Annotated in this window: 20 protein-coding genes and 2 pseudogenes; 9 read left to right on the top strand and 13 right to left on the bottom strand. The window is 62.9% G+C overall.

Annotated features, from left to right (window positions below; all coding sequences use genetic code 11):
• Positions 1-107 precede the first annotated feature (107 nt).
• Complete coding sequence (locus AC0NID_RS01660) at positions 108-557, bottom strand: hypothetical protein (protein WP_473458513.1); 450 nt, start codon at positions 555-557, stop codon at positions 108-110.
• Between AC0NID_RS01660 and AC0NID_RS01655 the strand changes: the two genes are divergently transcribed.
• The gene (locus AC0NID_RS01655) at positions 541-831 is read left to right on the top strand and encodes a hypothetical protein (protein WP_473458511.1); all 291 of its coding nucleotides are present in this window, start codon (positions 541-543) and stop codon (positions 829-831) included. The genes AC0NID_RS01660 and AC0NID_RS01655 overlap by 17 nt on opposite strands.
• Before the next feature lie 181 nt (positions 832-1012).
• Here AC0NID_RS01655 and AC0NID_RS01650 read toward each other — a convergent pair whose 3' ends face one another.
• The 11 genes and pseudogenes from AC0NID_RS01650 to AC0NID_RS01600 form a co-directional block, all read right to left on the bottom strand.
• On the bottom strand, positions 1013-1732 hold the full coding sequence (locus AC0NID_RS01650; protein ID WP_473458509.1) for a hypothetical protein: 720 nt from the start codon (positions 1730-1732) through the stop codon (positions 1013-1015).
• 452 nt (positions 1733-2184) lie between these two features.
• Entirely contained in the window at positions 2185-3234 is a 1050-nt protein-coding gene (fni, locus tag AC0NID_RS01645; RefSeq protein ID WP_473458507.1) for a type 2 isopentenyl-diphosphate Delta-isomerase, read from the bottom strand.
• 85 nt (positions 3235-3319) lie between these two features.
• Positions 3320-4221: pseudogene (locus tag AC0NID_RS01640) on the bottom strand (terpene synthase family protein).
• On the bottom strand, positions 4218-5768 hold the full coding sequence (locus AC0NID_RS01635; protein ID WP_473458506.1) for a hypothetical protein: 1551 nt from the start codon (positions 5766-5768) through the stop codon (positions 4218-4220). The pseudogene AC0NID_RS01640 and the gene AC0NID_RS01635 overlap by 4 nt, the downstream one beginning before the upstream one ends.
• Before the next feature lie 277 nt (positions 5769-6045).
• Complete coding sequence (locus AC0NID_RS01630) at positions 6046-7044, bottom strand: polyprenyl synthetase family protein (protein WP_473458564.1); 999 nt, start codon at positions 7042-7044, stop codon at positions 6046-6048.
• A gap of 148 nt (positions 7045-7192) precedes the next feature.
• Positions 7193-8536 (bottom strand): cytochrome P450, encoded by a 1344-nt coding sequence (locus tag AC0NID_RS01625; RefSeq protein ID WP_473458504.1) that lies wholly within the window; start codon positions 8534-8536, stop codon positions 7193-7195.
• A complete protein-coding gene (locus AC0NID_RS01620; RefSeq protein WP_473458562.1) occupies positions 8536-9381 on the bottom strand; it encodes an SDR family oxidoreductase in 846 nt (281 codons plus the stop codon). The genes AC0NID_RS01625 and AC0NID_RS01620 overlap by 1 nt, the downstream gene beginning before the upstream one ends.
• Positions 9368-9676: a ferredoxin gene (locus AC0NID_RS01615; protein WP_473458560.1), complete on the bottom strand. Its 309-nt coding sequence runs from the start codon at positions 9674-9676 to the stop codon at positions 9368-9370. Before AC0NID_RS01615 ends, AC0NID_RS01620 begins: the two co-directional genes overlap by 14 nt.
• Before the next feature lies 1 nt (position 9677).
• Positions 9678-10967 carry a cytochrome P450 gene (locus tag AC0NID_RS01610; RefSeq protein ID WP_473458502.1) on the bottom strand — a complete coding sequence of 430 codons (1290 nt, stop codon included), beginning with the start codon at positions 10965-10967 and terminating at the stop codon, positions 9678-9680.
• A 94-nt stretch (positions 10968-11061) separates the two neighbouring features.
• Positions 11062-12264, bottom strand: a complete 1203-nt coding sequence (locus AC0NID_RS01605) for a cytochrome P450 (RefSeq protein ID WP_473458500.1) — start codon at positions 12262-12264, stop codon at positions 11062-11064.
• A 16-nt stretch (positions 12265-12280) separates the two neighbouring features.
• A complete protein-coding gene (locus AC0NID_RS01600; protein WP_474033412.1) occupies positions 12281-13348 on the bottom strand; it encodes a cytochrome P450 family protein in 1068 nt (355 codons plus the stop codon).
• A 1155-nt stretch (positions 13349-14503) separates the two neighbouring features.
• On the opposite strand from AC0NID_RS01600, the pseudogene AC0NID_RS01595 reads away from it, so the two are divergent.
• The 6 genes and pseudogenes from AC0NID_RS01595 to AC0NID_RS01570 form a co-directional block, all read left to right on the top strand.
• Positions 14504-14737 (top strand): annotated as a pseudogene (locus AC0NID_RS01595) (IS66 family transposase); the annotation flags it as partial.
• A gap of 88 nt (positions 14738-14825) precedes the next feature.
• Positions 14826-15212 (top strand): SGNH hydrolase domain-containing protein, encoded by a 387-nt coding sequence (locus tag AC0NID_RS01590; RefSeq protein WP_473458496.1) that lies wholly within the window; start codon positions 14826-14828, stop codon positions 15210-15212.
• An 831-nt stretch (positions 15213-16043) separates the two neighbouring features.
• The gene (locus AC0NID_RS01585; RefSeq protein ID WP_473458494.1) at positions 16044-16325 is read left to right on the top strand and encodes an acyl carrier protein; all 282 of its coding nucleotides are present in this window, start codon (positions 16044-16046) and stop codon (positions 16323-16325) included.
• Positions 16326-17534 (top strand): beta-ketoacyl-[acyl-carrier-protein] synthase family protein, encoded by a 1209-nt coding sequence (locus AC0NID_RS01580; RefSeq protein ID WP_473458492.1) that lies wholly within the window; start codon positions 16326-16328, stop codon positions 17532-17534. It begins immediately after the preceding gene.
• Positions 17535-17765: 231 nt separating this feature from the next.
• The gene (gene fabG, locus AC0NID_RS01575; RefSeq protein WP_473458490.1) at positions 17766-18503 is read left to right on the top strand and encodes a 3-oxoacyl-[acyl-carrier-protein] reductase; all 738 of its coding nucleotides are present in this window, start codon (positions 17766-17768) and stop codon (positions 18501-18503) included.
• 473 nt (positions 18504-18976) lie between these two features.
• On the top strand, positions 18977-19567 hold the full coding sequence (locus tag AC0NID_RS01570) for a NodA family N-acyltransferase (RefSeq protein ID WP_473458558.1): 591 nt from the start codon (positions 18977-18979) through the stop codon (positions 19565-19567).
• On the opposite strand, the gene AC0NID_RS01565 is transcribed toward AC0NID_RS01570, so the two are convergent.
• On the bottom strand, positions 19562-19987 hold the full coding sequence (locus AC0NID_RS01565; protein ID WP_473458488.1) for a nicotinate-nucleotide diphosphorylase: 426 nt from the start codon (positions 19985-19987) through the stop codon (positions 19562-19564). The genes AC0NID_RS01570 and AC0NID_RS01565 overlap by 6 nt on opposite strands.
• Positions 19988-20863: 876 nt before the next feature.
• Here AC0NID_RS01565 and AC0NID_RS01560 point away from each other — a divergent pair.
• Both AC0NID_RS01560 and gmd read left to right on the top strand, forming a co-directional pair.
• Positions 20864-21853, top strand: coding sequence for a nodulation protein NodZ (locus tag AC0NID_RS01560; RefSeq protein WP_473458487.1), 990 nt, complete (start codon positions 20864-20866; stop codon positions 21851-21853).
• Positions 21854-21994: 141 nt separating this feature from the next.
• On the top strand, positions 21995-23086 hold the full coding sequence (gmd, locus tag AC0NID_RS01555; RefSeq protein ID WP_473458485.1) for a GDP-mannose 4,6-dehydratase: 1092 nt from the start codon (positions 21995-21997) through the stop codon (positions 23084-23086).
• Positions 23087-23143 lie beyond the last annotated feature (57 nt).

Here is a 23143-nt window from a genome sequence, read left to right as displayed (position 1 = left end):
TCGCTACGGGAGCGTCTAAGGGCTGCAATCTACGATCCAGATACATTCGCTAACATCCGGGATTTTCTAGCACTGAAGAGATAGACGGAGATGACCACGGGATGCCATCAGAGCTGGTAGGCGGCACGGATCCGGTCTGCAACATCCTCTCGCGTCATATTCACCTTAAACTGCTCGGGGTTATAATCGACCTCCGCTGTCGCCAGCTCGACGAACGCCCGCATGTCTTTTGCAACGGTCTCGGGCAGCGGATAGCTGGCTTCGGGGCTTAAGACTTTCAGCAGCCGTGCCACGTCGTTGCGATGTTTTTTGATGTTCTTTTCGTCAACCTTGCCGCCCGCATCGCGCTCCCAGCTAAGGTCGAGCCACGCGAGGGCCTTGAACGGGATGATCGCTGCCTCGTTGAGCACCGGGATGCCGCCGGCATCGCGCACCATCGACTTGAGAAAGGCGTAATAGTCCTCGTCGAGCAGGATCGCCGACAGACTCGCGGCCGCTTCGTCGATAGGCGGCCGCTTCGTCGATAGGAAGCGGCGTAAGATGCGAGTCCTCGGCAAGCGTCAGCCCTTCGGGCGACCGCGAGAACAGCTCGATCATGGCAGGGAAATCTTCGGTCTTCGGCTTCTGGAAGCGGTAGAGAACTTTCTCCCCCTGGCTTCGCTCTCTGATCTCGTACCCACCGTGCTCGACAAAGGCCCAGAAGCGCTCCGCGAAGGCAGCGTCCAGCGCCTCGACGATCAGCACGATGTCGAGATCCTTGGTGGCGCGGAAGTCCAGGCCGACCTCGTTCTGATAAGCGCGCAGGCGGCACCACCGATCAGCACATATTGATGTTCCTGGCCCGCGAAATGAGCGAGGAAGCGGTCCACCCCGATTACCATTCAAACCTCTCCAATAGTTCTTCCGCCGCTTGCGCGACGCGTTCGTCCGTGCTCCCCCGAACACTGAGATACAGCGAGAGCCGATCTATGACAGCATCCCGCGCGAGGATCTGCGGGTCGTAGGTCCAGGTCTAAATCTCTAACCGGTCGTCATCGAACGCCGTGGCTGGGCTGAGTGCGAGCCTCTCCTTGAGGCGCTTCCAACGCATCGACAGAATGGCGCGCGTCTGGACCCTTGGCGCCGCCAACATGGTGTAGCGGGCAAGCGCGCTCTCGCCAGCGAGCGGTGCGATTTGGTTTTCGACCCGGCCACTAACAAGGCGAACCTTGCGCACTGGGGATTGCAACCGCTCTTGGATTGCCTCCCATAGTTCGTGACCACCCAGAAGCATGTGCAGACGGCGTTGTCGGCCGACATGGCGAGCCTTTGCAAGTTGGAGTACCTCAAGCTCATCAAGTGTTCGGCTTATGCTCATGATCGACACATGGAGTCGCTCGGCAAGGTCGGTGAGGTGTTCCTCCTCAAGGGCGATACCCTGCAGGACCGCGAGGAGCACCAATTGCGTAGTAGGGCTGATCTGGTCTGCGGGGGCGATCGCGGTCGTCCGCGCTCGCTCGCGCAGGTCGAGCAATGCTTCCGGGACATAAAGCTGCGCACCCGGCGCGATGAAGCCGATCTGCCGCTCCACCATCTGGCGCCGGACGGCGTTCGGCACATGGTCAAGCAGCAGCAGAATGAGATCGACGCCAAGTTGGCGACGGACAGGATCACGATGCTTGAGGTAATCCGTTGTGGCGCCTTGCCGGGGTTCGCAAATCGCCATGACAACCAGAGTGCGACCGTCCAGCAACCTTCCCACAACAAGTAGCGGTCAAGCACGAAGTGTGGGACGTTTGTAGGCGCTATCGGCGTGAGTTCGAGCCGCCGCCCGAAGGCGTGCTGGACATACGCTTCCGCCGCCTGAGCGAGCGCTTCTAACCGCGCGGCAGGAATTCTTTCTAACACCATGCCCCTATTTAACAGCGCTTCTGTTAAATGTACGTGCACTGTTAGGTATGGGTCGCTTTCTACGACACCGGCTCAAGAGAGAATAGGATTTCGACAAATCAGCCGGATCGGGCGCAGTGGATGATCGGCTGGAACGAAATCCTCCAACCGCTTCATCGTGAACAGCTGCTCCATGAACACATCGCTCCCGCGCATCGAACCGCTTCGCCAAGGTGGATCAGTAGTCTATGTTTGGCATAGGCATTTCAGCAGCCTGCTAGCTGCGCCCGCCGCCACGTGCGGGCGACGCAGGCATCAACCGGCGGGCGGATGCGCCGAGGGCAACAAGCGCGCCTGACGCAATGCCGCCAGATCAGCCGAGCCGGTGCAGAAGCAGGCGACGGCCAACTGGCGGATGACGATCTCGAAATGCGCGACAACCGCCTCGGTGGACACCGTCGCCGCGCGCAGCACGCCGGCCGCCTGCCCGGCGATGTCCGCGCCCAGGTGGATGGCCTTGGCCACGTCGACGCCGTCGCGAATCCCGCCCGACGCGATCAGCTTCACCGTTGGCAGCGCCCGACGTACCGCCTGCACGCTGGCCGGGGTCGGAATCCCCCAATCGGCGAACGCCATTGCCACTGCACGGTCGGCGGCATCGCGGGCGCGCTCGCCCTCCACCGCGGCCCAACTGGTGCCGCCGGCGCCGGCGACATCGATCACCGCCACGCCCGCCTCGACGAGCGCACAGGCCACCGAGGCGGACAGGCCCGACCCCACTTCCTTGGCCACGATCGGCACGCCCACGCTGCGCGTGGCCCGAGCGATCTGCGCCAGGACGCCTCCCCAGTCGCGGTCGCCCTCCGGCTGTACCGCTTCCTGCAGCGGATTGAGATGGACGATGAGTCCATCGGCCTCCAGCGCATCTACCGCCCGGCGCGCTAGGTCCAGGCCGTCAGCCTCGCGCAGTTGCGCGGCGCCGATATTGGCCAGCAAGGGAATGTCTGGCGCCAGGCGGCGCAGCGCGCGCGTCAGCCCCTGTGAGTTGGGGGATTGCAGGCTCACGCGCTGCGAACCGACGCACATGGCGATCCCCAAGGCTTGCGCTGCCTCGCTCAGATGTCGGTTGACGGCCTCGGCGCGTGGCATGCCGCCGGTCATGGAGCTGATCAGCAGCGGCGCGTGAATGGTCTTGCCCAGCAGCGAGGCGCGCAGGTCGATCTGCGTCAAGTCCAACTCGGGCAATGCGCAGTGTTCGAAACGGATGTACTCCCAGCCGGCGGCGACCGTGGCCGGCGCCGTTCGCCGATCCAGCACGATGTCCAGATGGTCGTCCTTGCGCCGGCTCAGGGCGGTGTCGCTCATGCTCGTTCCATCCGTCGCATCGGGCGACGGCGTTGCGTCGGATCGGACCGACGGCAGCGCGCGCACGCCGCCGTCTCCCGCGCGTTCAGGCCGGCGCACGCTGGCCTCCCCCGCAGCGTCGCTGTTGTAGCGGCTGGTCGAGGTCTGGTAGTACTCCGCGCGGATGGCCGCCATGGCCTCAATCAACCGTCCCCACGGCGCGGGAAAGCGTTCTTGCGCCATCACCCGGTGCAGCATGCGCGTATGGCCGGCCAGCTCGTCGTTGAGGAACTCCACCACAGGCATAGCCGGATAGCGCTGCAGTAGCAGGATCGCCGCGTTGTCGGCCTCGCCGGCCGACCTGTCCTTGTCGCGTCCATGCAGATCGTTCTGCAGGCGCCCTATCGCGGAGATGAGCCGCAGGACCTGGCGAAACGCCGGACGCGCGCGCAAGGTCGCCATGTCCAGCCCCCACAGCAACGACAGGCAACAGAACACGTTCGCGTAGGCGATCGAATCGATGCCGTTGTGCAGGTACTCGGCGTAGGACCAGCGTTCCGCCCCTGCCGCCTGCGCGGGTCCGGCGTGCAGCGCCGCGCAGTAGCACTGGGTATCGTCGAGAAGCTGAGCATAGTCGCGACGATCGTAGGCGAGCGCGGCCAGCGAAGCGCGCAGCACAGCGCAGCCCTCGAATCCGGGGAGCGCGCACGGTACTCCCTGCCCCAGCGCCTGCTCCACCGCGGCGAGCTGCTCCGGCGCGATCAGGCCAAGGTCGTTGCAATCGTCGAGCCAGAACAGCAGCGCCAGTTCGCGATAGAACGCCACGATCAGCGTTTCGTCCTGCGGATCGCGGCCGGTGCGGGCGCTGGTGTCGCGCAGGCTCGGTTGGATACGCTGCATGATGTACTGGCCGCCCCTGACCGCTTCCACGGCATGCTCGTCGGCGAACCCGGTCAGGGAACGCCCCCACTCCAGCACCTGCTGCAGCGCGCGTTCGGTCTGGATCATGGCGTCGCTCCTGGTCCCTCGGCCAGGACGCGCCGCCCCCAACGAAGCGCCAGCAACAACCCGGCAAGTTCGGCCACGCGCACGACCCGGGTGGGGCAATACAGTTCCTTGCCGATCCACAGCGGCGTCTGCGGCAGTGCATGCGCCGAATGGCGGGCGAGCATCCACTCCAGCGCACGCGCCACCGCCTGCGCGATGCGCCGGCGCCCTGTCGGCTCTTCGCTCCCGTCCATCACGTGCAACGCGAACAGCGCATAGGCGGTTTCCTCGAATGTGGACGCGCGACCGGTGCCCCAGCCGCCGCCGTCGCGTTGCGCCTGCAGCAGCGCCGCCAGCGCGCGCTCGTCGCGCCACTGGGGGTTGCCTTGCGCCAGCGCAGCGACCGCATGTGCGGTGGGATACAGCCACGAAACGTGCCATTTCTCGTTGTCCCATAGACCGTGCGGGTTGCGATTGGCCTCGACGTAGGCGCTGGTCCCGGCGGCGGGCTTTCCCAACAGTCGCAACGCATGCAGGGCATGGATGTTGGTCGACACCGAGGCATTGCGCTCGCCGGGGAAGGTGACGAACAGCTCGCCGATTTCGAAATGGCGCAACGCATCGACCGCCGGGTCGCGGCCTGCAAGGCGCAGGACGCACAACGCAACGGCGGTGTCGTCCGCATCGGCCGCGAAGTGCAAGGCCGGGCCCAGACCGCGCACGCCCAGGCGGGCGTCGAGCTGCGCGACGATCACGCGCACCGCCTCGGCGAGCGCGGGATGCGCGAACAGCCCGGCCAGATGCAGGGTGTACAGCGACCAGCATGGCTCGAACACATTGATCGGCCAGACGTTGGGCACGACACCTTCGATGCCGCTGCGCGTCGCCCGCGATGCCGCCTGCAGATACGCGTCGGCGCGCCCGACCTGCGGCCTGCTCCCCTGTGTCACGGCGTGCGCACGCCACGCGGCGGTGGCCGCCGGACTGATGCCGATGCTGCCGTCGTCATCCGGGCATGCGGTGGTCGGCGACGTCCCCCAGGCTTCCCAGGAGTGCAGCAACGGATGGCCGCTCGGCAACGTCGCCGCCGCCCCCAGCTTGACCAGGCACGCTTGCCGCAATGGCAACAGCGCCGGGTGGCGCGGAAACGCCGCGCCGCCCATGAAGGATGCGGCCTCACCGCACAACTGCGGCAGGATCAGCTCCGCGCCGATCGGCGCGTCTTCCGGCACCGCATGCGCGTAGGGATCGGGCTGGCGCTCGAGGAACCGGGTTGCAGCCTGGACTGCGTCGGCAGCGCCGGGAAGAGGATCGGCACGCTGCAATGCCAGCAACGCCGCCCACGTGGGCGCATGGCGGAACAGCGGGAAGTCCGCGCTTCCCCATCCGCCATCGGCCTGTTGCTGCGCGAGGAGCCACGCGTATGCGTCCTGCCGACCGGTGACGTTGCCGTGGAACTGCAGAGCTCGCGCCGTGTCGTAGACGGACGGACCGACGCTGCCACCGTCGCTCATCTCGCTCAGCAGGTGGCGCAATTCGGAAAGGATCTGTTCAGACAGCGCATTCAAGCGGGATGTTCCTTCTGCAGAAGGTTGGCGAGAACCAGGATCGGGCAGACGCCGGGCACGTCGCCGCAGGCCCGTCGCGGCCCAGCGCACGGGCAGCGCCGGACGGTCGCCCTGCTCCGGCGCGGCGACGCGCCCCGATGCTGGCGCCGGTCCGACGCGTGCGCCGCGGCCGTGCTGGGCAACCGCTGCGATCGGCACCGCGGACTCGGACACAGTGCAGCATGCACCGCTGCCGCCGGCCGATCGCAGCGGCACAGGGGCGACTCCATGCGGACGCTCATGCGCAAGGCGCGTGCTTGAACAGATACGCGTTGGCCCGCTGCAACATCTGCGCCAACCGTTCCGCACGCGGCCCCATCGGGGCGATGGCCTCCCCGGCGTCGCGCAACAGATCCAGCGCGAACTGGCGCGCTGCCTGCAGCCCCATGATCGACGCGCAGGTCGGCTTCTGCGCCGCCGCGTCCTTGCCGGGGGTCTTGCCCAGCATCGCGGTATCCGCTGTCGCGTCGAGAATGTCGTCGACCACCTGCAACGCCAGGCCGAAACAGGCGCTGTAGCGATCGAGCGCACAGTACAGCGCAGCGTGCGCGGCATCCTCCGCGATGGCGCATAGCGCGCCCATGCGAACGGACGCGCGCACTAGCGCTCCGCTCTTCATCCGGTGCATCGCCACGATCCTGTCCAGCTCGACGTGCTTTCCGACCAGCGACAGATCCATGGCCTGCCCGCCTGCGGCACCCTCGGCGGACACCGCCTGCGCCAGTTCGCGCACGAGCGCGATACGGTTGTGGCCCGGCGCATCCAGGCTCGCCAGGGTCAGGAAGGCGTGCGCCTGCAACGCATCGCCGACCAGGATCGCAGTGGCTTCGCCGAACTTGACGTGCACGGTCGGAAGGCCGCGGCGAAGCACGTCGTCGTCCATCGCGGGCAGGTCGTCGTGGACCAGGGTACAGGCGTGCATCATCTCGATGGCGGCGCCGACGTCGTCGAGCATGTGCGCCGGCGTGTCGGCCAGTGCGCCGGCAGCCAGACAGAGCAGGGCGCGGGTGCGCTTCCCGCCATGCAAGGTGGCATAGCGCATCGCCGTCATCAGCTCGGTCTCACCGTCGTCTTCGGCGCAGAGAAGACGCGCCAGCGCCTGTTCGACCCGCTTTGCACCGTCCTGCATCCAGATCTCCGGCAGCAGCCTGCCGGACGCGCCGCGCGCCTGCGCGCCCAATCCGCCGAGCGAGGAAACGCCAGTTCGGTCGTCGTGTAGCGTGGAACCGGTCTGCATGTTGTTCATGTCCTTGTACCTGACGCGGCCACGGCGAGCGCCGAGCCGCCGCGGTGTTGCCGGTGTCGCACCGAGCGCGTGCGCCGAGGCAGCAATGCCGGGCGTCGCCGGCGCCGCTGCCTCGCCACACGGGGCGTGCGATTCCAGATCATGAGAATCCGAGGCGGATTGTCATGGACGGATGTGCGGTCGGGTAATAACGCCGGCCCTTTTCGACGTCGCTCAGCAACCGCGGCCGCACCCCGGCCTTGTGCATGGTCAGCGCCAAGGCGACGGAGAACTGCACCAGTTCCAGCCATACCAGGTGGTAGCCGATGCAGACGTGTGGGCCGGTACCGAACTGCAGCATGTCCACCGGCCGGATCGGCTCCGTGCGTTGCAGCCACCGCGCCAGGCGGAACTGATCAGGCGCCTCGTGCAGCAGCGCCGAGGTCGAGAAATGCAGCAGCGGGATGCCCAGATGGGTGCCCGCGGGAATGCGCCGTTGGCCGAGCTGCAATTCCTGCAGCGCGCGACGCGGCAGGACCGTGGTCGCCGGATGCACGCGTAGCGTTTCGCGGAACAGCGCCTCGGCGACCGGACACTGCGCCAGGTCCGCGTGCCGGGTCGGCACCGCGCCCACGCGTTGCGCCTCCTCGACCAGGGCGTCCCACAGCACAGGCTGCCGCGCCAGCTCGATCACCATCCAGGCCATCGTCGAGGCGGTGGTGTCGTGACCGCCAAGCAGCAGCAAGCGGATATTGGCGACCAGGACGTCATCGGAGAGCGCATCATCGCTGCGATCGAAGGCGCTCACCATGTCCTTGATCAACCCGGTTCGCGCGGCATGCGCGCGCGCGTCCCGGACGAACTGGCGCAACTGCGCGTCGATCCAGTCGCGGGCGGCGCGGCCGCGCCGCAAGGGCAGTCCGGGCAGGTCGATCGGGGGCGCGACGATCAACTGCAGCAGTTGCCGGTACTTGCGATGCCATCCCGGCAGGTCGTTCGCGGGGATTCCCATGAGGCTGAAGATGAGCTTGAGCGTCAGATCGCCGGTTTCGCGCAGGATGGTTATGTCGCCGCGGTCGCGCCACGCCTGCACCCGCGCCAGGATGATGGGCGCGAACAGGTCGCCGATGCCGGCATGGGTCAGCCCCTTGGGCAGGAACGCCGCCTTGATCGCATCGCGCGCCTGCCGGTGCGCGCCGCCGTCCTGGGCGACCAACGTTCCGCGAAGCAATTCGGGCGCGATCTCTTCCATCAGCGCCGAGGACACGTCCTTGTGCCGGAGCAGTGCGAACGCATCCAGATCCGTGCAGGTCATCAGGTGGCCGGCAGGGCCGAAATCCAGCCAGAAGTGGCTGCCCAGCGTCCGTTCCGCGCGCCGCAGCAGGCGCGGCAGGTCGCAGACGATGGCGGGAAGATGGCCGACGAGGGGGAAAGCGCCGGGCACGACCGGGATGTCGTACCGCAGCCGGTGCCGACGGTCCAGCGGGTTGAGCAGCATGTCCATCAGCAGCGCGGCGCCGCAGCCGCTTCGGCGATGTCGCCGGCAGGCCGCGCGGCGCGGCTGTTGCCACCGTCGGCGTATGTCGGCACATGCGCCAGCATGCCGCCGTCAATGCACAGGACCTGTCCAGTGATGAAGGCAGCATCGTCGGAGAGCAGGAAAGCCACCAGCGCGGCCACATCCGCGGGGCGGCCGACGCGCGGCAGGAGCTGGTGCCGGCGCAGATGCCGTTGCATGCACTCGTCCAGCTTGGCGAGGAGACGCTCGGTCATGATGAGACCCGGCGCAACCGCGTTGCAGCGGATCTGCGCGTGACCGTACTGGGTGGCGAGCGAGGCCGACAGCATGTTCATCGCCGCCTTCGACGCGGCGTAGGACGTCTGCGCGGTGTCACCGCTGAGCCCCTGGCACGACGACATGTTGACGATGGCGCCACCGCCGCGGGCGATCATCCGTGGGATGGCCTGCCGGCAGCAGAGCAGCGTGCCGCGCAGATTGGTCGCCATGATCTGATCCCAGACCGCCAGGTCCAGGTCGAGGATCGCGTGGTCGCGCGTGGTCAGATGCATGGCGCACGCGTTGTTCACCAGCAGGTCGACCCCACCGAAGTGCCGCTCCGCCGTCTCGAACAGCGCTGCCACCGCCTGCGCATCGGCAATGTCCATGGCCAGGGCCAGCGCGTGGCCGGCTTCGGCCGCGATCTGCGCGGTGCAGGCGATGGCCGCCGAGCCATCAATGTCGGCCACCACGACTCTGCCGCCCTCGCGCGCGAGGGCGAGGGCGCATGCCTTGCCGATGCCGGCGCCGGCGCCGGTCACCACGGCCACCTTGCCTTCAAACCGTCCCATCGGGTCCTCCTGGATCGCGTTGGTCTTTTGCGGCATGCCGATAGGCCTCCGCCGGAGAAGGCGCAGGGTTGGCGCTGGCGCGCTCGCCATCGCCAGAGTCGCTTTCGATGACCCGAATGGCGGCGACCGGGCACTGGCTGGCCGCGAGCCGCACGGCGGCGTGCAGCGCCTGCGGGACCGTCGCCACACACACTTCGGCCACGCCGTCCGGTTCGCGCTGGCGAAAGGTGCCCGGCAGCGTCAGCACGCACTGCCCGGTGGTTCCGCACAGATCCTGGTCGACCACGACGCGCATCTCAGCCCCCCTGCGCATGCAGCCGTACCGGCAGCGCGCGGAACGTCCTAAGGAACGCGGAGGGCTCCCGGGTCGGCTGCTCGGCCAATGCCAGCGTTGGGAAGCGCGCGTGGATCCGCGGCAGGCTCTCGGCCAACTGCACCCGGGCCAGTTGCGCACCGAGGCAGAAGTGGATGCCGTGGCCGAAGCTCAGCATGATCTTCCCGTCGCTCGACATGCCAGGACTGGTGCAGTAGAACCGCGCGGGGTCGAAGCGGTCGGGATCGGCGAAGGCCTCCGGGTCGCGATTGCCGGCCGCGATCAGCACGCGCACGTCCGCGTTCTTCGGAATCACCACGCCGCCCAGTTCAATGTCGCGCTGGGCGATACGCGGAATGGAGCTGAACATGGCGGGCGCATCGCAGCGCAGGACTTCTTCCACGAATCCCTTCACCCCCACGGCGTCCCCCTGCAGCCAGTGTCGCTGTTCGGGATACGCCAGCATCGCCAGGACCGCATGGTCGATGCTCGCAGCAGTGGTGGCGAAGCCGCCCAGCAGCATGCCCCACAGCATGCTGATCAACTCCGCATCCGACAGCGTGTCGGTATCGTCATCGTGTGCGCCGACCAGCATCGACACGATGTCGTGGCGGGGATCGGTGCGCCTGCGCTGTATGAGGTCGCCGAAGTAGGCCTGCACCTTGGCGCTGGCCTCGTCCGAGGCGGCGAGTTGGGGATCGCTGGCGTGCGGACTCAGGCCTTCCAGAATGGTGCCGATGCCGGCGGCGAGCCCGAACACGTCGTCCTGGGGCATGCCGAACAGTTCGGCGAACACCAGCATGGGCAAGGCCAGCGCGAATTCCCGATGCAGGTCCACCGCCTCCCCGCGCTCCAGCGCGGGCGCCATGCCGTCCAGGCGCGCTGCGACGATGCGCGCGATGCTCGGCCGCAGGTCGTCGATCTGGCGCATGGTGAAATCGCGCGAGATCAGCCGGCGCAGACGCGTATGCGTCGGGGGGTCCTTCATCGCTAGCGTGGACGCCAGCAGACTGAGCGACAGGCTGGTCGCCGCACGCGGGAAATAGCGCGCCAGTTCGCCCGGCGCCGGTCCCCGAAACGCATCGCCCGTGGCCTTGAGCGCCCAGCAAATGTCGACGTGGCGGCTCAACAGAAAGAGGCCCGACGCCGCGCGATGCACCGGATCGTGCTCGCGCAACCACCGCATGAACGGATACGGGTCGTGGATGCACGCTGACGACGCCAGTTCGGCGAAGGCGTCCCGGCATGCTGCTTTGGTTCCTTGCACGTCCATCCTGGTTACCTGTTGGCTGGCTGATCTGACCGGTGCGCACCCAGGCGCGCCGGCAAATTGCGGAGAAGATCCCGATCTCGGCGGCGTCCGCGCGTCACCAGAGCACCGGGAGCTCGTCGAACCCGCCAGTGATGATCTCCTTGCGCAACTTCAGTTCTTCGGGCGACACGGCTAGGCGTAGCGCGGGAAAGCGCTGGAAGATCGAACCGAACACCACCTTGAGTTCCAGCCTGGCCAGCGCCGCGCCGATACAGTTGTGCGGGCCGTAGGAGAACGCCAGGTGCGGGTTTTCGTCGCGTCCGATGTCGAAGATTTCCGGGTCGTCGAAATGGCGCGGATCGAACGACGTCGCCGGCAGGCCGACCAGCACCTTGCTCTCCGCGGGAATATGCACGCCCGCGATGGTCACGTCGGTCCTCGGATAGCGCATGATGCCGTCCCAGCCCGCGCCCGGCGGGTACATGCGCAGGATTTCCTCCACCGCCTTGTCCACCAGGGACGGATCGCCGACCAGGCGTTCGCACTGTTGCGGATGGCGGAACATGGCCAGCAGGCCAAATTCGATCTGCGCGACAGTGCTCTCGTGCCCCGCCACCAGTATGCCCGCCGCCAGGCCGATCGCCTCTTCCTCGGTTGCCTTGCCCTGGTCGACCGCTGCGAGCAGATCCGTCAGCAGGTTGTCGCCCGGATCCTGGCGCTTGTCCCGCATCTTGCCGCGAATGTAGGCGCGCAGTTCTTCCCAGGCCAGGCGCGACGCGGTGCGCGGGCCGCTTTCATGCTGATGCGTCATCACCTCGTCGGACAGCCGGGCGAAAAAGGCGTGATCCTCGTAGAGCACGCCCATCAGCGCGCTGATGACCATGGCTGGAAGCGGAAAGGAGAGGTGGCGCCGCAGGTCGGCGGGCTGGGGCTGGGCCGCCAGCGTCTCGAACAACTGCGCGGCGATCGCCTCGACCTGCTGCGCGAGCAGCTTCACCCTGAGGTTGCTGAAGGCCGGCGCCACGATCGTGCGTAACCGGGCATGCTCGCCCCCCTCGTGCGAGACCAGCCACCCCGGCGAACCGAGAATCACCGAATCCGGGGTGAATCCCGCCGGCGGCATTCCCGTGGGCCGGAACGCCGGGTCGGACAGCACCGCCTTGGCCTCGTCGTAGCCTGTCACCCACCAGCCTTCGTGCCCGGACGGGAAGCGCACGCGGTGGATCGGACCGTTGGCGCGTAGCGCCAACATCTCGGGCGAGGGCTCGATGTGATCGACGCGCCACATCGGCAGCTTCGGCAGGGGTTGTTCGAACATGGTGGCACTTCACTCTCTAAGCTATGGAAGGGCGGAAGGTGACCGGCAGGCGCTGCGGGCAGCAAATGACGTAAGACGGCATGTAGACGACGTCCTCCGCAGCGATGGTCAGCGCCAGATCCTCCAGCCGCCCGAACAGCGCGGGGAAGGCGCAGCGCAATTCCAGGCGCGCCAGCTCTGCTCCCAGGCAGGAATGCGGCCCCTCGCCGAACGACAGGTGCGGGTTGTGCCGCCGGGTGACATCGAACTTGTCGGCGCCGGGACCGAAGGCCCTTTCATCCCGGTTCGCCGCATGAAAGGCCATCAGGACGGCGTCGCCGCGGCGGATCATGCATCCGTCGATCTCCACGTCCTGGGTGGCATAGCGGAACGGCAGATTGGCCACTGCGCTGCCCCAGCGCAGGATCTCCTCGATCGCCTGTGACCACGGAACTTGGCCGCTGCGCACCAGGTGCAGTTGCTGCGGATGCGTCAGCAATGCTAGCACGCCATTGCCGATGACGCCGGTGGTGGTCACGAAGCCCGCAGAGAGCACCATGAACAGCATGTCGATGAGCTCGCTGTCGGAAACGAGCTCGCCGTTGTCGCGCGCGACGATCAGGGCCGAAGCCAGATCGTCGCCGAGCTGGCCCCGCTTGAGCGCGACCAGGCGACGGAAGAACTCCGGGATGCGCTGCCGCGTCTGTCGCACCTCTGCGGCTGTGGCGGAGGTGTTGGCCCGGCTGTAGGTGAGCGAAACGATCTCCTCGCGCTGTTCGTCCGGCAAACCGAACAGTTCGGCGATCACGTTGGTGGGCAGCGGAACGGCGAACTCGCACATCAGATCGGCACTGCCGCCGCGCTGCGCCATCTCGGCCAGGAGTCGATCGACGCATTGTTCGATCCGTGGCGCCAGCAAGGCGATACGACTGGGCGCGAAGCTCCTGGACAGCAGGCCGCGCAAGCGCCGGTGATCGGCGCCATGCGCAGTGACCATGTTGTCCACTTTGCACATCCCGATCAGCGGATGATCCTCGGGAATCTCGCCGTCCTGCAGCGCCCGCCACTGTCGCCAGTCCCTGTTGAAACGCTGGTCGGAAAACATCCGCCTGAGCGTCTGGTGACGGCCTGCCGCCCAGGTCACCACATTGGCTGGCAGCGACACTCGCGCCATCCCCCCTGCTGCAGAATCGCACCAGACAGACTATTAAGTTGCGTGGGAGCGGCCGACACACCGATCACATCGCAATGATCGTTTTCTACGCGCATGCAAACAACTCCATAAAGAACCATTATGTAAGCTACAAATCATTTGCAGCTTCGCGCAAAATTCGTAGCGTCTCATCCCTCAAAAAGCACCAGCAAAATTGGATTTCGACTAACCCTCTTGATCTTGCCGGGTTCGGGCGCCCTAGTTAATTGAATAACAAGCCCCAAAATTCAAGTTAAAAGAATGTTAAATTTATTTGTTGCTGAGACTTCTAAAATTACATAATAACGCAATATATTTCACAATTCTGGCACGTCATCCGATTCCTCTCACGACGTATCGGAACCGCACTCGGCAGGGCTTCGGGCCCGAGAGCCGCAATACGGGAGGGCCGCGCCTTGTCGCAACAGCCCTTGAAGCCTTCGGCGGCGAAGCGCTCAGCCAACGCCATATGCAGCTCTTGGACTTGCCGGTCTGCCGGATCATGTCGACGGTGCCGACGCCATCGTCGGTCCAGTCGGTTCGGAGCAGCCTCAAGAACATGGAGACTTCTGTCATCAGACATAGGCGCAGAGATAGAAATTGACGCCGTAAGCTCCCCCCGGCTCCTTCAGTGTCATCATCTCTCATCATCCCATGCCACGTCAGATGAGATCGCGCCTGCTTCTGTTGTGCCAAATCCATTGTCAGGATCAGAATCGGAAAGGGTTACTTGCTTTTCAAATGTCTGAAACGATGAGTTCATAAATAATTATGAAGGCTTATATCCGTGCTACAAATCGTTAATCAGAAAACGTTTGGTAAATCATATATCGCTTGTCAGTTAACTTGGAGAATGCAGTCGTTCGACGAGGATAGGCATTTAATTTGAGAATATCTAAGTCCGGCTTCAACTTGGATGCAATCGAATGGAGAGCGATCTGCTAGCGCTCGGATATGTCGCCGACGTGTTGGGGCTGCCCGTCAAAGAGGTGGCGGCGCGGTCGCCTTTCGGGCTGAGTAATTGCCCACCCCCTTGCCAACGGGGTCGAAGCCTGAATCCATGACGGTATGGATCGCGGTGATTTGCAGCAGCTGTCGAAGGACGAACTGATAGACTTGGTGCTGCGGTTGCAGCGGCCGGAGAAGACGTCGCGAACGTCGTCGAATCCTCCCTCGACCGACCGCAAGGAGCGACGCGACAAGGCGAAGCCGGGTGGCGCCAAGCCGGGACATAAAGGGCACAGCCGTGCCCTGAGCGAGGATTTCGATCGCATCGTCGATCATCATCCCGACCGCTTTTCCGAGAGCCGACGGATCAATTACGGCCTGGGAAGGGGCCTGTCAGACGACGGGCAGGCCCGAATTGCTGGTTTGGGGCGATTCATTTGCCATGGCACTGGTTCCCGGCTTGGCCAAAACGATCGGAGAGGCCGGCCTGGCTCAGCTCACAATGAGCGGGTGCTTCCCCGCCATCGGCGTTGCTGCCTTCTCCAAGCGCGCAGCGTCTCCCTCCTTCGCCGAGGACTGTGTTCGCTTCAATGACAGGGTTTTGGGTATCCTGAAAAATCGGCCGGAGATAAGGACCGTTGTCATTTCGAGCCCATTTGACGCCCCTGATTCAAAAGAATCATTCTGCAAATTTGATCGGCCGTTACCGTGTTGTGGAAACCGCATATCTGAACAGCAGGTGGCTGAGAACGATGGCGCTTTCAATAGAAGCACTAGCCCACTGCAACATTACCCACCCTGCCTGTCCACCAGCAAAGCGAAGTCATGAAATTCGGGTCAAGCGGCGTTCGAGGTTTGGATTCGGAATTGGTCGGCAAGGCCAGCGGACTTTATACCGAAGCTTTCGCTTGGCGTTTAATTTCGAGCCGGGTTCAGCCGGAATAGTTCGGTCTTCATAGGCCGCGACCACCTGACAGCAGTCAGGCGATAGTCAACAATTGCATGGCGGCGTTGGCCGCAAATGTTTCCAGCCGATGGATCGCGGCGCCATACCTACGCCTGCCCTGGCACTATATGCACGCAGACACGGCACGGCGGCACTTATGGTCACCGGTCGCACATTCCAGCCGATCGCAATGGCATCAAATTCTATGGTCAGAATGGTGAAATCGGCAAGGCGGATGAGGCCGCGATGACGCGCTTTGTAGCCGAAAGATCAGATGCATATTGTTTTCCACCGGCTCCTCTGGGAACGACGTGGCCTATGCGCCATGGAGAAGCGATCGCCTCTTATCGAGAGCGCGCCAATGACATACTGGAGCCGAGCTCCCCTTCCGGTATGAGACTTGGTGTCTACCATCACAGTTCGGTCGCGGCTCTCTATCCACAGGGTGGATGCATCTCATCGAAACAAACGATTTTATCAATTTTCCGGAATCTCGCATTGACAGCACCCCACACGCCCTGATCGCCCGCTTCCCATATCGTGTGACGACAGCGAAAAAAGAGCCCGAAAGGAGAAGTTTTTCCATGAGCTCAGACGTGCTCCGATTGCTGTTGGTGAGTGGCACAAGCCTGGTCAGGGACGATTTTCGCGAGGTGACTGGCAGAGGCATGGCGCCGCACCCACGTCAAAAGGCATTATTATGAAAGGAACAGAATGGCTGACCAACTCACAACGGAAATCATTGCCACGATCAAGAACCGCCTCGAATCGGAGAGCGGCGAGGGAGAGAGTGTGCCCATCACCGGCGAAATAACGACTGCCACGGAACTGACCTCGCTGGGAGTCGATTCGCTGGGTCTGGCGGATCTCCTTTGGGATGTGGAGCAGGCCTACGGCATCAAGATCGAAATGAATTCGGCCGAGGCGTGGTCGAATCTCCAAAGTGTCGGCGATATGGTGGAAGCCGTCCGCGGCTTGCTAAGCAAGGCGTCTTGAATGGATCGGCGTGTCGTCATCACCGGATTAGGCGGGCTGTGCGGCCTGGGCACTGATGCCGCCTCCATCTGGACAGGAATGCGTGAAGGGCGCTCCGCCATCGGCCCGATCGTGACTCCCGAGCTTCATGGGCTTGAGGGCCATATAGGTGCCGAGATCAAGGAGCTACCCGCCCATGACATCGAACGCAGCCAGTCTGTCTCGATGGACCGATTCAGCCTGCTCGCGGTGCTTGCAGCGCGCGAAGCGATGCGGCAAGCCGGACTTTCCTTCTATGAAGATAACGCTCATCGCTTCGGCACGGCAGTGGGCGTCTGCGGCTGGGGCTGGGGAGCCATGGAAGGGAGCTATCGTGTCCTGGACTTCAACAACGGCAGACGTGCTCCCATCCTCACTGCACCTAAGGTGCTACCGAGCGCCGCTGCCAGCCAAGTCAGCATGAACCTCGGCCTGCGTGGTCCGGTCTTTGGCCTGGCATCAGCATGCGCGTCGGCCAACCACGCAATCGCTTCTGCAGTGGATCAGATCAAGCTCGGCCGCGCCGACGTTATGGTTGCCGGAGGCAGTGACGCGCCACTCGTCTGGCTCGTGATGAAGGGCTGGGAAGCACTGCGCGTACTCGCCCCGGACACTTGCCGCCCCTTCTCCGGCGACAGGAAGGGCGTGGTGCTGGGCGAGGGCGCGGGGATGGCCGTGCTGGAGAGCTTTGAGCACGCAAGCGCGCGCGGCGCTACGATCCTTGCCGAGGTCGCGGGCATCGGTTTTTCCGGCGATGCTTTTCACATAGTCGCGCCATCTATCGAAGGCCCGGAAACAGCGATACGCGCCTGTCTTGCCGATGCCGGGCTGAATCCCGAGGACGTGGACTACCTGAACGCGCACGGCACCGGCACCAAGGCCAACGACGAAACCGAAACGGCGGCGATCAAGCGCGTCTTCGGCCACCATGCTTACTCGATGTCAATCTCCTCCACCAAGTCCACCCACGCGCATTGCCTCGGTGCAGCGAGCGCGCTTGAAATGATCGCCTGCGTGATGGCGATCCAAGAGGGCGTCGTGCCGCCGACCGCCAATTATCGCGAGCCAGATCCCCTTTGCGATCTCGATGTCACGCCCAACGTGCCGCGCGAGCGTAAGGTGCGTGTGGCGATGAGCAACGCGTTTGCTATGGGCGGTATGAATGCAGTTCTAGCGTTCAAGCAGGTGTAGAAGCCATACGAGATGCCTCCAGGAACTCTATCTCTGGTATCCGGGGTCCGTTTTTTGCAAAATTCTCAACTGTTGAAGCGACTTGGACGGTACCGCTACCCGGAAGGTTAAGCGAGGCCCTTCGAGTTCGGCTCGAGGACCTGTCCAAAGATGTACCCGATAATGTCTGGAAGGCGCAGGGCGCCAGTGACCGCTTCCGTGCGAAGCCGGTCTTAGAAAGGGAATCGATAAATGTTCGATCTGACCGGCCGCAAGGCGCTCGTCACAGGCGCATCGGGAGGCATCGGCGAGGCGATCGCCCGGGTGCTGCATGCGCAGGGCGCAATCGTCGGCCTGCACGGCACCCGCGTCGAAAAGCTGGAAACACTGGCGGCTGAACTCGGCGACCGGGTCAAGCTGTTCCCGGCCAATCTTTCCAATCGCGACGAGGTCAAGGCGCTCGGCCAGAAGGTAGAGGCTGATCTCGACGGCGTCGACATTCTCGTCAACAATGCCGGCATCACCAAGGACGGGCTGTTCGTGCGCATGGCGGACGCCGACTGGGATACGGTGCTCGAGGTCAATCTGACCGCCGTGTTCCGGCTGACCCGCGAACTCACCCATCCGATGATGCGGCGCCGGCATGGCCGCATCATCAACATCACCTCTGTGGTTGGCGTCACCGGCAATCCGGGCCAGACCAATTACTGCGCCTCCAAGGCCGGCATGATCGGCTTTTCCAAGTCGCTGGCGCAGGAGATCGCCACGCGCAACATCACCGTCAACTGCGTCGCGCCGGGCTTCATCGAATCGGCGATGACCGATAAGCTCAACGACAAGCAGAAAGAGGCGATCATGGCGGCGATTCCGACACGGCGCATGGGCACCAGCGCCGAAGTCGCCTCCGCCGTCGCCTACCTCGCTTCCAACGAAGCCGCCTATGTCACCGGCCAGACCATCCACGTGAATGGCGGCATGGCGATGATTTAGCGTGAAAAGTTCAGTGCGGCCCAATGACGGCTATCAACGGTGGGGGAAGGTTCGCACCCAAAGCAGTCGGTTGGTCTGGCAACTGACGAGCGGGTCGGTCGGGCAACTGGCCGGGTCGAAGCCTCCTGATCAAGCCGGGCGGAGATTTAGATCAAGTTCTTTGAAACGCATGTCTTTTCCTATCCATAGCTTGGATGCATTAATCCAAAGAAACGATTTTGCCAATTTCGCAGAACGTCGCATAGCAAGATTTCAAAGATGTAAGCCACAAGGTAGTCATCGAATTTTTGCATTGGTTCAGAACAGTATTATTCTGGTGTGCGCCTTCCGGTGTGCTCGGAACACAACGGGGCCGCATGTTCATTGCGGCTAGTTTCTTCGGTGCGCCAGCTACATCGAGCCGGCTCGATTCGACAAGCGTCCCCCTGCTAGGCGCTTCCCCAACAAAATAGCAACAAAAGATGAGGTTTTCCATGTGCTCTGACGTGCGGTGGAGGTTGTGCTGGGAAAATGAGTTGCAACAGGCCGACCATGCCGAACTCTCCGAGTTTTTCCGAAAGACCTACGGACCGACTGGGGCCTTCAACTCAGAGCCATTCGAAGGCGGCCGTAGCTGGGCCGGTGCGAGGCCGGAGCTCCGCGCAATCAGCTACGACGCGCACGGCGTAGCGGCTCATATCGGGATACTACGCCGCTTCATCAAGGTTGACGAGGTCGAGCTCCTAGTGGCCGACCTGGGGTTGTACGGGGTGCGTCCGGATCTTGAGGGACAAGGGATCAGTCATTCAATGAGCGTTCTATATCCAGTAATGCAGCAGCTTGGGGTTCCATTCGCTTTCGGCACCGTTCGGCACGCGATGCGGAACCATATGGAAAGGTTCTGCAGAGGCGGCCTGGCGGCGATTGTGTCGGGCGTTCGCGTGCGGTCCACTCTCGCAGATGTGTATCTCGACCTGCCGCCCACGCGCGTTGAGGACGTGCTCGTCGTGGTTGTGCCGATTGGACGCTCGATGAGCGAGTGGCCATCCGGCACCCTGATCGTTCGGAACGGTCCGGAGCTATGAACATCTTGAAGTGCCGGGTGATGGCGCCGGCGCCGAGCACGAGACCGATGTCGAGAATGGGCGCGCTGCTGGTAAGCCAGCCACGATATGAGGTCCACGCCGGTCGCCGCAATTGCCGGGGCGCTCGCCCGCGCTACTCGGGCCCCGAGGCCTCGGTGATCGCGCGGCGCCCGACATAGGCACAGCCTGCGCAAGCTCCTCGACCGACATGTTGTCGAGGAGCAAGGCGTCGACCCCCACTGTAAGGGCTCTCTCCAACTGGTCCAGCCTGTCCACCTCTACCTCGATCTTGACGATGTGGCCTGTGGCGCTACGCGCCCGCTCGATTGCGGTGCGGATGTCGCCGGCAATGGCGATGTGGTTGTCCTTGATGAGCACCGCGTCGTCGAGCGCGAAGCGGTGATTGGCGCCTGACCGCATATCGCTTCGACAAACGCGGCCGTAGCCGTAGCAATGTCGCTCAGACCGCACAGAAAATTGAGCGCGGTCCGCTCGGCCGTCAGCAGGCTGCGCGCCGGCCCGTTTACGATCGTATTGGTTTGACCGGCCGCCGGATTTGCACATCGATTGCTGGATCGCCGAGCAAGAAAGAAAACGCCACAGGTCGAGCCCCGCACCCACCCGCGCTTGGCGCGCGTTAAGCGAAAGCGTGGCCTTGCATCGGCGGCGATAATTGCATCGCTCGTGATATCGCCGGCTCTGCCCAGGTCTTCCAGCAGAGCGGCAGGGGGCGCACGATGGGCTCCATGATGATCTGAGGAAGTGTGCAAGTGAAGTCATGTCAACGGCTCCGTTCGGATGTCGTCGTTGCAGTCGCGATCATGGCCGGCTGACTTGGGTCATGCTGCGTGCTGCCGCCGTAAGGTTCCGCTGGGATTAGCAGTGACGCACAACGAGAGGGTTCAGGTCAACGCCCTGGAACCCATGTCACTAGCCATCCATCACGTGGATGCGTTTCATCGAAACAGACGATTTTACGGATGTTGCGGCACGTTGCATAGAATGACTTCAAAGGATGTAAGCCTTTAGGGAAAGTCGTTGATGTTTGCGTTGGCTCTGAAGAGCATTTTCTGGCGTGCGCCGAATACCAGCCTAGGCGCGCGTCCATCGCGGCGAGGCACCCCGCGATCGACGCAAGGCCACGCCCTGAGCTTCCGGTTGACGTAATCAGCCAGAGTGGACAGGAGCTACATCGCATTGGCGCAGCACGACAAGCTCCCCCGAATTGCGCAGGCGCTTGCCTCAAAGGCAGCAGCAAAGCTGAGGTTTGTGGTGTTTTGGAAAGAGGCAATTTAAATGCTTGTTGATGGCTCAAGGATAGATCGGTTCGTTGTTTCTCGACGGCGCGAGGGTCTCGGTGATTGCCTGTGGTCTCTCGCGTCGGCATGGGACTACGCACATCGGACGGGACGGGCTTTAGCAATAGATTGGCGCGGCTCTTGTTACCTCGACAACCCGTTTGCGAATGCCTTTCCGGCTTTCTTCAAGCCAATTGAAGAGATTGGTGGTGTACGGGTCATTTGCGATGACGAGATCAACCACGTCTCATTCCCCGGTCCCTTCTTCCCGTCGTGGTGGAACAAGCCATCCATCGACTGCGTGTACCGTCCGGATGAACAGATTTTCCAAGAACGTGACGAGCTTAACGATCTTTTCCAAGCCCAGGATGATTGTGAAGCCAACACGGTAGTGTGTGATGCTTGCTTGATGTGGCGCTGCGATGAGCAAGCCGAGCGAACGATATTTCGGAGCATCAGACCGAGGGTCGAAATTGAGGATCGGATTGAAGCGCTCTACCAGGAACACTTTGCCGGGCACAGCATAATCGGGGTCCATGTCCGCCACGGCAACGGCGGAGATATCATGGATCACGCACCTTACTGGGCTGATCCAAAGGTTGCCTTAGAGCAGGTATGCACTGCCATTCGTATGGCCAAAGCGCAACCGCATCCAAGGCCTGTAAGGGTGTTCTTGTGTACAGACAGCGCCCAGGTTGTTGATCACTTGTCGGCCGTATTTCCCGAACTTTTCGCCGTCCCAAAACGCTTCCAAGCGGATCAGGCCGGCCCCTTAAACAGTGCAGCACTGGGCACTGAGGGGGGTATTTCCGCTCTCGTTGAGATGTATCTCCTCGGTAGATGCGATACTGTAATTCGCTTTCCTCCGACTAGCGCCTTCTCCCGCTATGCCCGCCTCTTCGTGCCACGAATTGTCGAATTCGATCTGAATGACCCGCGTCGTTTGATCTTGATTGATAACCCTTCCGACCGTTCCCCGGCCCCATGAAGGGGTTGGCATCCCGCTCGAACTCTCCCTTGCCTTCGCGCAGAGGCCCCGTTCGCCCTGCCCAATGCGCCCCTTCTCGCCACGCAATCCCGCCGCAGGCGAGCATTTTCTTCGGCGCGTAAAAATCAAAAGGATTCAAGCTTGTCAAAAGTCGCTTTAATCACCGGGGTCACGGGGCAAGACGGTTCCTACCTCGCAGAATTGCTTTTGGAAAAGGGCTATTCTGTGCATGGGATAAAAAGACGATCGTCCCTTTTCAATACGGGCCGTATAGACCATCTCTATCATGATCCTCATGAAAGTGGCGTTGATCTTACACTTCACCACGGGGACTTGACAGACTCGTCCAGCCTTACGCGCGTCATCCAACTGGTTCAGCCGGACGAAATTTACAATCTGGCAGCTCAGAGCCACGTTGCAGTCTCCTTTGAACAACCAGAATACACCGCGAACTCGGACGCGTTGGGTGCGCTGCGTATCCTCGAGGCAATTCGGATCCTGGGGCTCGTCGAGCATACGCGCTACTACCAAGCCTCGACGTCTGAGCTCTACGGGCTGGTGCAGGAAACGCCACAGACCGAGACGACACCGTTCTACCCCCGATCACCCTACGCTGTTGCCAAATTGTATGCTCACTGGATCACCGTAAATTATCGAGAAGCTTACAATTTGTACGCATGTAACGGCATTTTATTTAATCATGAGTCACCCGCGCGCGGAGAAACATTTGTAACGCGTAAAATCACGCGCGCCCTGGCCCGGATTAAGCTTGGGATGCAGCCGACGCTATTCTTGGGCAACCTTGATGCTCGTCGCGATTGGGGGCACGCTCGAGACTACGTCCAGATGCAGTGGTTGATGCTGCAGCAGGAGCAAGCTGAAGACTTTGTGATCGCTAGCGGTGAGCAACATTCGGTGCGCGAATTTGTCACCGTCGCGGCCGCTGAACTCGGCATTGGTGTTCGTTGGGTTGGGGAAGGGGTCGATGAAGAGGGATACGATGCAAAGACGGGAGCTTTGATCGTAAAAGTAGATCCCCGTTATTTTCGTCCTGCAGAAGTCGAGACACTTCTCGGCGATGCCCGCAAGGCCAAAGAAAAACTTGGGTGGGAGCCAAAAATCTCCTTCATTGAATTGATTAGGGAGATGGTTCGGGAAGATTTGCGCTTGGCAGAGCGTGACGCAGTGCTGATGACGCAGGGTTATTATTCATACAGTCCACGAGAGTTATGATGACAACGGCGGCGCCATGCTGGCTTGTTGTCCGCGTTACGGTGGCCTTCTTATGGA

The sequence above is a fragment of the Mesorhizobium sp. WSM4821 genome (assembly GCF_055901555.1).
Note: the sequence above shows the minus strand (reverse complement) of the source record. Positions and strands in the feature narration are given on the sequence as shown.

Coding starts and splice junctions, on each gene's coding strand:
- AC0NID_RS01655 (WP_473458511.1), top strand. CDS start 541: ATGCGAGTCCTCGGCAAGCGTCAGCCCTTCGGGCGACCGCGAGAACAG.
- fni (WP_473458507.1), bottom strand. CDS start 3,234: ATGAGCGACACCGCCCTGAGCCGGCGCAAGGACGACCATCTGGACATC.
- AC0NID_RS01630 (WP_473458564.1), bottom strand. CDS start 7,044: ATGCAGACCGGTTCCACGCTACACGACGACCGAACTGGCGTTTCCTCG.
- AC0NID_RS01625 (WP_473458504.1), bottom strand. CDS start 8,536: ATGGACATGCTGCTCAACCCGCTGGACCGTCGGCACCGGCTGCGGTAC.
- AC0NID_RS01620 (WP_473458562.1), bottom strand. CDS start 9,381: ATGGGACGGTTTGAAGGCAAGGTGGCCGTGGTGACCGGCGCCGGCGCC.
- AC0NID_RS01615 (WP_473458560.1), bottom strand. CDS start 9,676: ATGCGCGTCGTGGTCGACCAGGATCTGTGCGGAACCACCGGGCAGTGC.
- AC0NID_RS01610 (WP_473458502.1), bottom strand. CDS start 10,967: ATGGACGTGCAAGGAACCAAAGCAGCATGCCGGGACGCCTTCGCCGAA.
- AC0NID_RS01605 (WP_473458500.1), bottom strand. CDS start 12,264: ATGTTCGAACAACCCCTGCCGAAGCTGCCGATGTGGCGCGTCGATCAC.
- AC0NID_RS01600 (WP_474033412.1), bottom strand. CDS start 13,348: ATGTTTTCCGACCAGCGTTTCAACAGGGACTGGCGACAGTGGCGGGCG.
- AC0NID_RS01590 (WP_473458496.1), top strand. CDS start 14,826: ATGGCACTGGTTCCCGGCTTGGCCAAAACGATCGGAGAGGCCGGCCTG.
- AC0NID_RS01585 (WP_473458494.1), top strand. CDS start 16,044: ATGGCTGACCAACTCACAACGGAAATCATTGCCACGATCAAGAACCGC.
- AC0NID_RS01580 (WP_473458492.1), top strand. CDS start 16,326: ATGGATCGGCGTGTCGTCATCACCGGATTAGGCGGGCTGTGCGGCCTG.
- fabG (WP_473458490.1), top strand. CDS start 17,766: ATGTTCGATCTGACCGGCCGCAAGGCGCTCGTCACAGGCGCATCGGGA.
- AC0NID_RS01570 (WP_473458558.1), top strand. CDS start 18,977: ATGTGCTCTGACGTGCGGTGGAGGTTGTGCTGGGAAAATGAGTTGCAA.
- AC0NID_RS01565 (WP_473458488.1), bottom strand. CDS start 19,987: ATGCGGTCAGGCGCCAATCACCGCTTCGCGCTCGACGACGCGGTGCTC.
- AC0NID_RS01560 (WP_473458487.1), top strand. CDS start 20,864: ATGCTTGTTGATGGCTCAAGGATAGATCGGTTCGTTGTTTCTCGACGG.